Raw genomic sequence first — 12186 nt, 5'->3', positions numbered from 1 at the left:
GGACCCTTTACCAGCTACCGGTTTTGACGAAACGCTCAATGGCATTGTGGATGCCTTTTTGAATGTCGTCGTTGTAGTCGCCTTTCTCGTTGATTTTAGCCATCAAAGCAGATTCGTCGGCATGCATGAAGTCCAGCAAGGCCGCTTCGAAATCGCGGACTTTTTTAACTTCCAGACCATCCAGGAATCCAGCGTTAGCCGCGTACAAAGAAACACTCATATCCGCAACCGACATCGGCGCGTATTGATTTTGTTTCATCAGCTCGGTAACCCGTTGGCCGCGTTCGATTTGCTTGCGTGTGCTTTCGTCCAAATCGGAAGCGAACTGCGCAAAAGCCGCCAATTCGCGGAACTGCGCCAAATCCAGACGAATACCGCCGCCCAGCTTTTTGATGATCTTGGTTTGTGCCGCGCCGCCAACCCGAGATACTGACAGACCGGCGTTAACCGCAGGACGAATACCCGAATTGAACAGACCGGTTTCCAGGAAGATCTGGCCGTCGGTGATGGAGATTACGTTGGTCGGTACGAAAGCCGATACGTCGCCGCCTTGGGTTTCGATAATCGGCAATGCAGTTAATGAACCGGTTTTGCCTTTTACTTTTCCGTTGGTCAGTTTTTCGACTTCAACCGCGTTAATACGCGCAGCGCGTTCCAGCAAACGTGAGTGGATGTAAAACACGTCACCAGGGTAGGCTTCACGACCTGGCGGACGACGCAACAGCAAGGAAATTTGGCGATACGCCCAAGCTTGCTTGGTCAAATCGTCATAAATGATCAGCGCATCTTCACCAATGTCGCGGAAATATTCGCCCATTGAGCAACCGGTGTAGGGTGCAATAAATTGCAGCGCTGCCGATTCAGAAGCCGAAGCCACCACGATGATAGTGTGCTCCATCGCACCATGCTCTTCCAGTTTGCGAACCACGTTGGCAATAGAAGAACGTTTTTGGCCGATAGCGACATAGATACATTTGATGCCGGTGCCTTTTTGATTGATGATCGCATCAATCGCAATGGCTGTTTTACCTGTTTGTCTGTCACCGATGATCAACTCACGTTGGCCGCGTCCAACCGGAATCATCGAGTCAATCGCTTTCAAACCAATTTGCACCGGTTGATCGACCGATTGTCTGGCGATAACGCCTGGAGCAATTTTTTCGATAGGTGAACTTAATTTGGTTTCGATGGCACCTTTGCCGTCGATAGGGTTACCCAAGGCATCGACCACGCGGCCCAGCAGTGCTTCACCCACCGGCACTTCTAAAATTCTACCGGTACATTTAACAGTATCGCCTTCGGTGATGTGTTGATAAGCACCGAGCATTACCACACCGACCGAGTCTCTTTCCAGGTTCAAAGCCATGCCGTAAGAGCCGCCAGGGAATTCCAGCATTTCGCCTTGCATTGCTTCCGACAGACCGTGAACCCGAACAATACCGTCGGTGACACTGACTACGGTGCCTTCGGTATGTGCCTCAACATGGGCGTCGAAGTTCTCGATCTTCTTTTTGATCAGATCACTTATTTCTGATGGATTTAATTGCATTTTATTTTCCCGCTCTAACTCTTAAAGTCTTTTAGCTAATTGATGAAGCTGGCCTTTGATAGAACCGTCGATGACTTTGTCGCCCGCTTTAGCGAGGATGCCCCCAATTAACGATTTATCGACAGAAACGGATGCATTGACCTTTTTATGCAAAAGCTTTTCCAGCATGGCGACATACTTGCCTTGCTCGGCTTTTGTCAGAGAATACGCGCTGTATAAATCCACATTGGCGTAGCCTTCATCGTCCGCTTTGTACTGCTCGAACATCACCGAAATTTGCGGCAGTAGGGGCAGCTTGTCATTTTCTATCAACACTTTCAGAAGATTCTTGGCTTCGTCATGTATTTGATCCTGGCAAATATCCAGAATCAGCTGTGCTGTATGCTGTTTGCCAACCCGAGGATTTTTGACAATGGCAGCCAATGCCTCATCCTGGATGACCAAAGACAAAAACGTCAACGAATCGGACCATTGTTTGGACGACCCCGTTTCCTTGGCACGCTTGAAAGCTGCTTCCGCGTAAGGTCTTGCTAATGTCGATAACTCAGCCATTGCTTAACCCAATTGATCCGCTGCTTTGCTGAGAATGTCTTGATGCTTGGCTTTGTCGATTTCTTCTTTCAAAATCTGTTCAGCGGCACGCAAAGCCAGTGAGGATACTTCCTTGCGCAAGCTCTCTTTGGCTTGCAGCATTTCCTGCTCTATCTGGGCTTTTGCTGCTTCAAGCAAACGCTCGCCTTCTTTTTTGGCTTGATCTTTCGACTCTTCAACCAGCTGATTGGCGCGTTTTTGCGCTGCACTGACGATTTCCGCCGATTGTTCTTTTGCTTCCTTCAGCAGGCTCTTGGCTTTTTTCTCGGCCAATTTAATCTCTTCCTGGCCCTTCTCGGCCGCGGCCAAACCTTCGGAAATTTTGGTTTTGCGCTCTTCCAGAGCGGCAATGATCGGTGGCCAGACATACTTCATGGTAAACCAAACCAGAAGTGTGAAAGTTATCATCTGCCCGATCAGAGTAGCATTGATGCTCATTGATGCTTTCCTCGTAATGCCGTTGTCATTCTATCGGTATGCGAATAAGGCTTAGCTTATTCAAATGAATCCGATAATTGCTAATTAACCTGCAACAGATTGAACGGCTGAAAGGAATGGGTTTGCGAAGGTCAACATCAGAGCCAGACCAACACCGATCATGGTTACCGCGTCAAGCAAACCGGCGATGATGAACATTTTGACCTGCAACATTGGAACCAACTCAGGTTGACGAGCAGCGCCTTCCAGGAATTTACCGCCCAACAGACCGAAGCCGATAGCAGTACCGATTGCGCCCAAGCCCAAAATGATGCCAACTGCGATAACGGTGAAGCCTTGTACGTTGGCAATTAATGATGCGAGTTCCATAGTGTCTCCTAAATATTGATATGAAAGTTGAAAATAAAACTATTAATGATCTTCGTGCGCCAAGCTCAAATACACAATGGTTAACACCATGAATATGAAGGCTTGCAGGGTAATAACCAGGATGTGAAATACCGCCCAAGGAAAACCCAGCAATGGCTGAACGATAGGTGGCAGCAAAGCGATCAGGATAAATACCAGCTCACCGGCATATAAGTTACCGAATAACCGCAGGCCCAGCGAGATAGGTTTCGCCAATTCTTCAACTGTTTTCAGCAGCAGATTGAACGGCATCATTTTCGGGCCGAAAGGTGTGCAAGTCATTTCCTTGGCAAACCCCATCAAGCCTTTAACCTTGATGCTGTAAAAGAAGATCAGGAAAAATACGCTGATAGACAAGGCAAAGGTACCGTTCAAATCGGTACTCGGCACAACGCGCATATATTCCATGCCCATCAAGCTACCGATCATCGGCAGCAAATCCACCGGCAACATGTCCATGGCATTCCACATGAACACCCAGCAGAAAATCGTTAACGACAACGGCGCAATTAAAGGACTACGGCCATGAAAACTGTCCTTAACTTGGGTATCTACGAATTCGACCAAGGTCTCCGCAATATTTTGCGCCAAGCCAGGCACGCCGGATGTCGCTCTTTCCGCCACCGTTTTGAAGAACAGAATGAACAATCCGCCTAAAAATGCGGAGAAAAACAAGGTATCCAGATGCAATGTCCAAAATCCCTCACCCACCGACAACGGTGTCAAGTGATGGACTATATAACCGGTTGCGCCACCTTCAGTACTCATTTGTCCTCGCTAAAAAACTAATCACGCCACCAAAACAGCGCAAACCAAAAAACCGACAACACTGCGATGTAACCCACCATCAGCGTTAAGAAATCAACAGAGGGAATCTGTAAAACGATAGAAAACAGGGCTACCGTCAAAATTAACTTAACCGTTTCGCCTGCATAAAATGCATTAACGATACCCTGCGCGCCCAAATCCTTGGCCAGATAGATTTTGTAGGCAAAATACAGATTGGGCAATAAAGCCACAAACCCTCCGAATAATGGAGACACTGCACTTTTCCAACCGCCTATCAATAAAAATCCCGACGCCACTAATGCAGCCATCAGGACTTGTCCAAAAACTACTTTTCTGACAGTAGAAAAATCATTTCTAGCTGTCATGTACTTCCCCTTTCGTCTTGAGCTGGGCGATTATATCCAGCCAGCACGTCTAAAGCAAGGTAAGCACATTCAGCAAGAAGCAATCAGCGTCGCCACCTTGTTGATTTGGCAAGACTATCCCAACGAGCCCACTGTCCACACCTAGCCACTACAGACGTATTCCAAACGCTCAATCCCAACGCTTACGGCAATACGCATGCCATTTCGTAACATATTGATTTTCTGCAATGTTACCCAAAACGGCATTGTAGCAAATCCGACAAAGCACCGAACCATGGCCGAAATACGACATTTGCCAGCCCCGAAGCACTCAATTGATTTTCTTTATGATGCCTTCCAGCTCTTCCAAACTGGTGTAAGTAAAAATCAATTTACCTTTGCCGCTGCTCTGATGATTGATTTCCACCTTGGCACCGGTTCGCTCACTCAGATCGCGTTGCAAACGCAAGGTATCCGGATCTATTTTTTTTACTACCGCAGGCTTATCTTCATGCTGTTCGCGCACCAGCTTTTCTACCGCTCTGACGGTCAAGCCTTGTTTCACAGCTTTGTTGGCAATTTCTACTTGTTTGGCTTCGTCCAACCCCAGCAAGGCGCGGGCATGCCCCATTTCCAGCAAACCCTTCCCCAACATGCCTTTCACTTCGCCGGCCAACTCCAGCAGACGCAATAAATTAGTGATCGTAGTGCGCGACTTGCCTACCGCCGTGGCAATCTGCTGATGGGTAAGTTCGAATTCGTCCTGTAAACGGTGCAAGGCCTCGGCTTCTTCCAGCGCATTCAAATCCTCGCGCTGAATGTTTTCAATCAAGGCTATCGCCATCACTGAACGATCATCCAGGTCCTTGATCAATACCGGCACATCTTGCAGCTCGGCTAACTGCGCCGCCCGCCAACGGCGCTCGCCGGCGATGATTTCGTATTTTTCGCTATCTATTTTGCGGACGATGATAGGCTGGATGATGCCTTGCGCGGCAATCGAATCGGATAACTCCTTCAGCTTCTCCGGATCCATATCCTTGCGCGGCTGATACTTGCCGCGCTGCAAAAACTCGATGGGCAAACTTTGCGTGTCTTGAGATTTTCCCGGCACCGGCGCGCTCACGTCGCCCAGCAACTCGCTCAAACCTCGCCCTAAACCGCGTTTTTTTTGCATCATTTTTTTGCCGCTTTTTCTTTTCTGATCATTTCACCCGCCAACGCGATGTATGCCATCGCGCCGCGTGAAGCTTTATCGTAAGCCAACACCGGCACGCCATGGCTAGGTGCCTCAGCCAGACGAATGTTTCTGGGGATAGTAGTCCTAAAGACTTTGTCACCGAAATATTCGATTAACTGGTCGGAAACATCCTTACCCAAGCGGCTACGGCTATCCACCATGGTTCGCAATATGCCTTCCAGATACAAACCGGGATTCACACTATCGCGGATACTGCGTAAGGTCGACATTAATGACGACAGACCTTCCAGCGAATAATATTCGCACTGCATCGGAATCAACACACTGTTGGCGGCGACCATCGCGTTTAGGGTCAGCATATTTAGGGACGGAGGACAGTCGATCAAGATGTAGTCGTACTGATCTTTTATAGCCAATAAAGCGTCTGCCAGGCGCCGTTCACGATGCTGTGCGCTCATCAATTGCACTTCGGCAGCGGTTAAATCGGCATTGCCGGGGATCAAATCAAACCCCAGTTGCTTGTTTTTCACGACAATCTCGGAAACCGGCACTTCTTCCAGCAACAGCTCGCAGCTGGAATATTCGATTTCTTCCTTATTCACGCCACAACCCATCGCCGCATTGCCTTGCGGGTCCAGATCGATTAACAACACCTTGCGCTTGGTTGCCGCCAAAGCCGCCGCCAGATTGACGCTAGTGGTGGTTTTGCCGACGCCGCCTTTTTGGTTGGTAATCGCGATAATCTTAGCCATGCTTGGGTTTCTCCAGTCGAATCAGGCAGCGTTCGGCGTCTATGCCGGGCACCGTCAGCGAAATCACGCTGTATGTTGCGGCCAAGTCTATCAGCTCTTGCTCGGGCTGCTGACCTTTCATCGCCAGCAGCACACCATCCTCCGCCAACAAATGCCCGGTGAGTTGCAGAATGTCGGGCATGCTGGCAAACGCCCGGCAAAGCACCGTGGAAAATAATTCTGCCGGCTCCAGCAGTTCAACTCGGCTATGCACGACCTCGACATTTTTCAGCTTTAACTCAAGTACGGCCTGCTGAACGAAGCGGGTTTTTTTGGAATTAGAGTCAACTAAGGTGAAATGACAATCCGGCCGGCAAATCGCCAGAGGAATGCCCGGCAAGCCGGCACCTGTACCGATGTCGGCAACACGCGAACCATGAAGATACGGCAGAATCGCCAAACTATCCAGAATGTGTAGACTGACCATCTCCAGCGGATCGCGCACCGCCGTTAGGTTATAGGCTTTGTTCCACTTGACGATTAATTTGACGAAATTGAGCAGCGCGTCGATTCGCTCGCCACCAATCTCCAGCGACAAGGCCCTTAAGCCTTGCTCCAGTTTTTCGCGACAGACGTCCATCAAGCGCTTTTCTTTTTCAAATGCACCAACAACAACGAAATCGCCGCCGGGGTAATACCCGGAATCCGCGAGGCCTGACCCAAGGTTTCCGGCCTTTGTTTTTTGAGCTTTTCGCTGACCTCATTGGACAGCCCAGAGACCAAGCTGTAATCGACGTTTTCGGGTAATTTCAAATGTTCGTAGCGCTGAGTCCGGTTAATTTCGGTTTGCTGCCTGTCGATATAGCCGGCGTATTTGGCTTGAATTGCCACCTGTTCGGCCACTTGCTCATCGACTTCGGCTTCATCGCTGAAACGCAGCAGATTCTCGACATCCACTTCCGGCCGGCGCAGCATTTCCATCAGGCTGGCTTCTTTCAGCAACTTTTTGCCCCACAATTGCTCGGCCAGTGCGGCTTCATCAGATTCGGTGCGTATCCATTTTTTGGCCAGCTTGCCTTGTAGATTGGCGATGGCTTCACGCTTTTCTTCAAAGCGCTGCCAGCGGGTATCGTCAACCAAGCCCAGCTCGCGGCCTTGTTCAGTCAAACGCAGATCTGCATTGTCTTCGCGCAGTTGCAAACGATATTCGGCGCGACTGGTAAACATCCTGTACGGCTCGGCGGTGCCGCGCGTGATCAAATCATCGATCATTACGCCGATGTAGGCTTCGTCACGGCCAGGACACCAACTTTCCAGGCCTTTGGCCAGACGCGCCGCATTCAAACCGGCGATCAAGCCTTGGGCAGCAGCTTCTTCGTAGCCAGTGGTGCCATTGATTTGGCCGGCGAAGAACAGTGCGTTCATATGCTTGGTTTCCAGCGAGGTTTTCAAATCGCGCGGATCGAAAAAATCGTATTCGATGGCATAACCGGGACGGACGATTTCGGCATTTTCAAAACCGAGCATGGTCCTGATAAACCGATACTGAATATCGAACGGCAAGCTGGTGGAAATGCCGTTCGGGTAAACTTCATTGGTCGTCAAGCCTTCCGGTTCGACGAAAATCTGGTGTGAATCGCGGTCGGCAAAACGCACTACCTTATCTTCAATGGACGGACAGTAACGTGGCCCCACGCCTTCGATAATGCCGGAATACATTGGCGACCGATCCAGACCGGAGCGAATGATGTCGTGGGTTTCTTGATTGGTGCGGGTGATATGGCAGCAAATTTGCCGCGGATGCTGTTCGCGGCTACCCATGAAGGAAAATACCGGCAGCGGCGTGTCGCCGTGCTGTTCCTGCAACTTGCTGTAATCGATGGTTCGGCCGTCGATACGCGCCGGGGTACCGGTTTTCAAACGGCCAATACGAAACGGCAGCTCCCGCAAACGCTCGGCCAAGGCAATCGATGCGGCATCCCCAGCCCGACCGCCGCTGTAATTTTCCAAGCCTATGTGGATACGGCCAGCCAAGAAAGTACCGGCGGTCAACACCACCGCTCTGGCGTTGAACTCCAGCCCCATCTGGGTTTTGACACCGGTCACCCGGTCGCCCTGCACGATCAGATCGGATACGGTTTGTTGAAACAGCGCCAGATTGGGCTGATTTTCCAGCGCTGTGCGCACCGCTTGCTTGTAAAGCATCCGGTCCGCCTGCGCCCGGGTCGCCCGTACCGCCGGGCCTTTGCTGGCATTCAAGATACGGAACTGGATGCCGCCTTTATCGATGGCCTGCGCCATAATGCCGCCCAGCGCATCCACCTCCTTGACCAGATGACCCTTACCAATCCCGCCGATGGCCGGGTTGCAACTCATCTGCCCTAGGGTCTCAATGTTTTGCGATAACAACAGAGTTTGCGCCCCAGAACGGGCAGCAGCCAAGGCTGCCTCGGTACCGGCATGGCCACCACCCACTACTATCACATCAAAGTCTTTCTGGAATTTCACAGGCAATCTATGTTCAAATAAAACGTTATTTTAATAGCTTGCGGAGAAAAAAGCATGAGAAAACAAAACCCCAACAAGGACTTGCAAGACAAGCCCAATAAAAACCCGGTGGCGAAATTCGCCCATCAGTTCAACAAAGCGCAGGTTTTCGCCGACAAAACCCGCTATCGCCGCAAAGCCAAACACGCTGGCCTGGAGCCTTTCGTAATCGTTGCCAACTCAGCAATTACGAAAGGCTCCAGGCCAGTGGCCATCGCTTCTGCTGCCAAGCAGAAGCGGGCACTTGCCGCTTAATGCCGCAGATTGAGGACTCCCACAGCAGTGAAAGCAAGCATAGAAGATAAAGTTCAAACCCGAATTCCCACCAAACACGGCGAATTCATCCTGCACTACTACAGCAACAGCCTCGACAAAAAAGAACACGTCGCCTTCGTAAAAGGCGAGGTAGCAGGCAAGGAAGACGTGCCGGTCCGCATCCATTCCGAGTGCTTTACCGGCGATGTGCTGGGCTCACGGCGTTGCGACTGCGGCGAACAGCTGGACATGGCGCTGGATCTTATCAATACCGCCGGTTGCGGCGTACTGATTTATCTACGTCAGGAAGGCCGCGGCATCGGCTTGCTGAAAAAACTTCAGGCGTATAACCTGCAAGACCAGGGCCTGGATACCGTGGATGCCAATATCAAGCTAGGTCATTTGGCCGACGAACGCCAATACGACATTGCCGCGCTGATTTTGAATAGCTTGCAAGTCCGCTCTATCGAATTGATCACCAACAATCCATTGAAAATCGACGAACTGACCAAGTTGGGCATCAAGGTGAACAACCGCATCGCCATCGAAACCCGCATTCATCAAGACAATCTTGAATATCTGAAAACCAAAGCCGAACGCATGAGCCACATGCTGTCGATGCCTAACAGCAAATAACCCGCATCATGCTTGAACAATTGAAATTGCCGGTCTCGGCCCTAAAGCTGGCGATTGACTTGCCCAGTGCCGTGCCAAGCGCACAACACAACGTCATCCTCGGCCAAACGCGCGCTCAATCCGCTTTAGCGTTTGGCATTGCGATGAAGGCGCCGGGCTACAACATCTTCGTGATGGGCGACCCCGGCACCGGCCGCCTGTCCATGGTCAGCCATTATTTAAGCACCTATGCCGAACAACAAGAATCGCCGCTGTCTTATGCCTACGTCGATAACTTCGAGAATCAGCGCGAGCCGGTGGCTATCGAACTGCCATCCGGGGAAGGGCATGCTTTTGCCAAGGACATCGAAAAGCTGATCGACGACGTGCTGGCCACCTTTCCCGCCGCCTTCGAAAGCCCGAGTTACCAACAAAAAAAGACGGCGATAGAGCGCCGCTTTAACCAGCGTTACAACGCCGCCATCGACCTGGTCGACGCCAAAGCCCGGGAGATGAGCGTAGCGCTATATCGTGACAGCGACACCATCACTTTTCTACCAATCCGCAACGATAAAGCACTGGACGAAGATCAGTTCACCCTGCTGCCGCAGGCCGAACGGGATGCCTTCCATCAGCACACCGAAGAATTGGAAGAATTTCTCGGCGATGTCTTATTGGAACTGCCGCAATGGCGCCGGACATTGGTGGAGGAAATTCGCCAACTTGATAACGACACCATCAAGCAAGCCTTGGAACCCTTGCTGGCCGAATTGAACGAAAAATATCAGAACGTCGACGATGTCATCACCTACTTGGCGGAAATCGAAAAAAGCCTGAGCAACACCATCGGCGAATTGCTGATGCCCAGCCGCAGCCAGGACAGCCGAGAGATCATCGCCAAACGCGCGGCTTTGATCGAGCAATACCTGCCCAACATCCTGGTGGATTGCAAACACGATGGCAACGGCGCACCGGTGATTTACGAGCCGCATCCGATCTATCAGAACCTGTTCGGCCGCATCGAGTACATCAGCGACCAAGGCACGCTGGTGACCAGTTACCGGCGCATTTGCCCCGGCTCCTTACATCGCGCCAACGGCGGTTATCTGATCCTGGACGCGGAAAAAGTCCTGACCTATCCCTTCGTCTGGGAAGGCCTGAAACGCGCACTGCAAGCCGGCCGCATCGAAATCGAGTCGCCATATTCCGAGCTGGGCATTAACACCATCACGCTTAAACCCGGCGTCATCCCGCTCAATGTCAAAGTCATCCTGGTCGGCTCGCGCGATATTTACTATTTACTGGAAGAGCTGGATAGCGAATTCAACGAAATGTTCCGGGTGCTGGCCGACTTTGATGACCACATCAAACGCAGCCCGGACAACGTTAGCCAGTTTGTGACCTTGCTAAAACGCCACGCCGCCGACTCCGGCGCCAAAGCCTTGACCGATGGCGCCTTGCTGCGCTTGATCGAATACAGCTGCCGCTTAGCCGAAAACCAGCAACGCCTGTCCGCTCACGTGAACAGCTGCCTGGAAATCATCGCCGAAGCCAATTTGTTGGCCGGCCAAACCAACGCGGCCAACATCGGTAAGGCCGAGATCGAACTGGCACTATCGGCGCGTGAGCAACGCAACGGCCGCATCGCCGAAGCGATTCTGGAAGAAATGCTGGAAGGCACCATTCTGATCGACACTGACGGTGAAGCCATCGGTAAAGTTAACGGCCTGACCGTGATGGACATCGGCGGCAGCAGCTTCGGCGCGCCGGCGCGGATTACCGCTACCGTGCATCCGGGCTCCCGAGGCATTGTCGATATCGAACGCGAAGTGGAACTGGGGCAACCCATCCATTCCAAAGGCGTGATGATTTTGAGCGGCTATCTCGGCCATTGCTATGCCCAGCAATTTCCGTTGGCCATCTCTGCCAGCATTGCCATGGAGCAGTCTTACGGCCACATCGACGGCGATAGCGCCTCGCTGGCCGAGCTGTGCTGCCTGATTTCCGCACTGACGCGCACGCCGATTCAACAAGGCTTTGCCATGACCGGCTCGATCAACCAGTACGGCGAAGTGCAAGCCATCGGCGGCGTCAACGAGAAAATAGAAGGCTTTTTCGAACTGTGCGCGGCGCGCGGTTTGACCGGCAAACAAGCCGTGATCATTCCGGCATCGAACAAACGCAATTTGATGCTGAAACAGCAAGTGGTGGATGCCGTCGAGCAAGGCCTATTTGCCATTTACACCGTATCCAGCGTCGATGAAGCCTTGAGCCTGCTCACCGGACAAGAAGCCGGCACTATCAATGCGGAAGGCCAGTACCCGGAAGGCAGCGTCAATTTCAAAGCCGTCGCCCGTTTAAAGGAAATTTCCGATATGTCGGTGGACGAGGATAAGGAAACCGAGACCGGGGCATAACGCCGTGTCGCTCGGCTCATCAACCAAGATTGCAGCAAGATACAACCCGTGCAGTCGGTGGCAACCGATTGAAAATGCTCACTACAGCTGAGACATGCGTGAGGGCTAGATCTTAAAAACGCGGGCTTCAATAAACCTGGTTAGCCTTAATCGAAGACATTCGGATAAGGCTAACCAAGCAGCTTAGAATACAAAAAAGTTATCGCAAGCTAGGCCATATCGCGCTTGCGATTCAGCCATGACAGGCCGAACAGGGCCGCACCAAAAGCAAGCGGCATTTTTGCCCGTATGCTTTTGTGAT

The 12186-nt window shown here is 51.6% G+C and carries 14 protein-coding genes; 4 read left to right on the top strand and 10 right to left on the bottom strand.

Annotated elements, in window-relative coordinates; genetic code table 11:
• Nucleotides 1-7: 7 nt before the first annotated feature.
• The 6 genes from atpA to ACWAU0_RS07385 all read right to left on the bottom strand — a co-directional run bounded on the left by atpA (nucleotide 8) and on the right by ACWAU0_RS07385 (nucleotide 4140).
• A complete protein-coding gene (gene atpA / locus ACWAU0_RS07410; RefSeq protein WP_033156956.1) occupies nucleotides 8-1549 on the bottom strand; it encodes a F0F1 ATP synthase subunit alpha in 1542 nt (513 codons plus the stop codon).
• Nucleotides 1550-1570: 21 nt separating this feature from the next.
• The gene (locus tag ACWAU0_RS07405; RefSeq protein ID WP_033156957.1) at nucleotides 1571-2101 is read right to left on the bottom strand and encodes a F0F1 ATP synthase subunit delta; all 531 of its coding nucleotides are present in this window, start codon (nucleotides 2099-2101) and stop codon (nucleotides 1571-1573) included.
• A 3-nt stretch (nucleotides 2102-2104) separates the two neighbouring features.
• A complete protein-coding gene (locus ACWAU0_RS07400; RefSeq protein WP_026602690.1) occupies nucleotides 2105-2578 on the bottom strand; it encodes a F0F1 ATP synthase subunit B in 474 nt (157 codons plus the stop codon).
• Nucleotides 2579-2662: 84 nt separating this feature from the next.
• A complete protein-coding gene (gene atpE, locus ACWAU0_RS07395; protein WP_020484117.1) occupies nucleotides 2663-2947 on the bottom strand; it encodes a F0F1 ATP synthase subunit C in 285 nt (94 codons plus the stop codon).
• A 42-nt stretch (nucleotides 2948-2989) separates the two neighbouring features.
• Entirely contained in the window at nucleotides 2990-3754 is a 765-nt protein-coding gene (gene atpB / locus ACWAU0_RS07390; protein ID WP_026147085.1) for a F0F1 ATP synthase subunit A, read from the bottom strand.
• 17 nt (nucleotides 3755-3771) lie between these two features.
• Nucleotides 3772-4140 carry an ATP synthase subunit I gene (locus tag ACWAU0_RS07385; RefSeq protein WP_033156958.1) on the bottom strand — a complete coding sequence of 123 codons (369 nt, stop codon included), beginning with the start codon at nucleotides 4138-4140 and terminating at the stop codon, nucleotides 3772-3774.
• On the opposite strand from ACWAU0_RS07385, the gene ACWAU0_RS07380 reads away from it, so the two are divergent.
• On the top strand, nucleotides 4139-4285 hold the full coding sequence (locus ACWAU0_RS07380; RefSeq protein ID WP_165385999.1) for a hypothetical protein: 147 nt from the start codon (nucleotides 4139-4141) through the stop codon (nucleotides 4283-4285). The genes ACWAU0_RS07385 and ACWAU0_RS07380 overlap by 2 nt on opposite strands.
• Before the next feature lie 165 nt (nucleotides 4286-4450).
• On the opposite strand, the gene ACWAU0_RS07375 is transcribed toward ACWAU0_RS07380, so the two are convergent.
• Genes ACWAU0_RS07375 through mnmG form a run of 4 tightly spaced genes read right to left on the bottom strand, consistent with a single transcriptional unit; the run spans nucleotide 4451 to nucleotide 8559 of the window.
• The gene (locus ACWAU0_RS07375; RefSeq protein ID WP_458138806.1) at nucleotides 4451-5299 is read right to left on the bottom strand and encodes a ParB/RepB/Spo0J family partition protein; all 849 of its coding nucleotides are present in this window, start codon (nucleotides 5297-5299) and stop codon (nucleotides 4451-4453) included.
• Nucleotides 5296-6072 carry a ParA family protein gene (locus ACWAU0_RS07370; protein ID WP_171696985.1) on the bottom strand — a complete coding sequence of 259 codons (777 nt, stop codon included), beginning with the start codon at nucleotides 6070-6072 and terminating at the stop codon, nucleotides 5296-5298. The genes ACWAU0_RS07375 and ACWAU0_RS07370 overlap by 4 nt, the downstream gene beginning before the upstream one ends.
• Nucleotides 6065-6691, bottom strand: a complete 627-nt coding sequence (rsmG, locus tag ACWAU0_RS07365) for a 16S rRNA (guanine(527)-N(7))-methyltransferase RsmG (RefSeq protein WP_171697833.1) — start codon at nucleotides 6689-6691, stop codon at nucleotides 6065-6067. The genes ACWAU0_RS07370 and rsmG overlap by 8 nt, the downstream gene beginning before the upstream one ends.
• Nucleotides 6691-8559 carry a tRNA uridine-5-carboxymethylaminomethyl(34) synthesis enzyme MnmG gene (mnmG, locus tag ACWAU0_RS07360; protein WP_458138805.1) on the bottom strand — a complete coding sequence of 623 codons (1869 nt, stop codon included), beginning with the start codon at nucleotides 8557-8559 and terminating at the stop codon, nucleotides 6691-6693. Before mnmG ends, rsmG begins: the two co-directional genes overlap by 1 nt.
• A 54-nt stretch (nucleotides 8560-8613) precedes the next feature.
• Here mnmG and ACWAU0_RS07355 point away from each other — a divergent pair, with 54 nt between their 5' ends.
• The 3 genes from ACWAU0_RS07355 to ACWAU0_RS07345 are packed head-to-tail and all read left to right on the top strand — an operon-like array spanning nucleotide 8614 to nucleotide 11885.
• Nucleotides 8614-8853 (top strand): DUF7230 family protein, encoded by a 240-nt coding sequence (locus tag ACWAU0_RS07355; RefSeq protein WP_319962152.1) that lies wholly within the window; start codon nucleotides 8614-8616, stop codon nucleotides 8851-8853.
• A 27-nt stretch (nucleotides 8854-8880) separates the two neighbouring features.
• Nucleotides 8881-9489 (top strand): GTP cyclohydrolase II, encoded by a 609-nt coding sequence (gene ribA, locus ACWAU0_RS07350; RefSeq protein WP_020484109.1) that lies wholly within the window; start codon nucleotides 8881-8883, stop codon nucleotides 9487-9489.
• Nucleotides 9490-9497: 8 nt separating this feature from the next.
• Complete coding sequence (locus ACWAU0_RS07345; protein ID WP_319962153.1) at nucleotides 9498-11885, top strand: Lon protease family protein; 2388 nt, start codon at nucleotides 9498-9500, stop codon at nucleotides 11883-11885.
• Nucleotides 11886-12186 lie beyond the last annotated feature (301 nt).

This window comes from Methylomonas sp. Uni0009 (assembly GCF_054188105.3).
The sequence above is the reverse complement of the archived record's forward strand: the minus strand, read 5'-3'. Positions and strand labels throughout refer to the sequence as shown.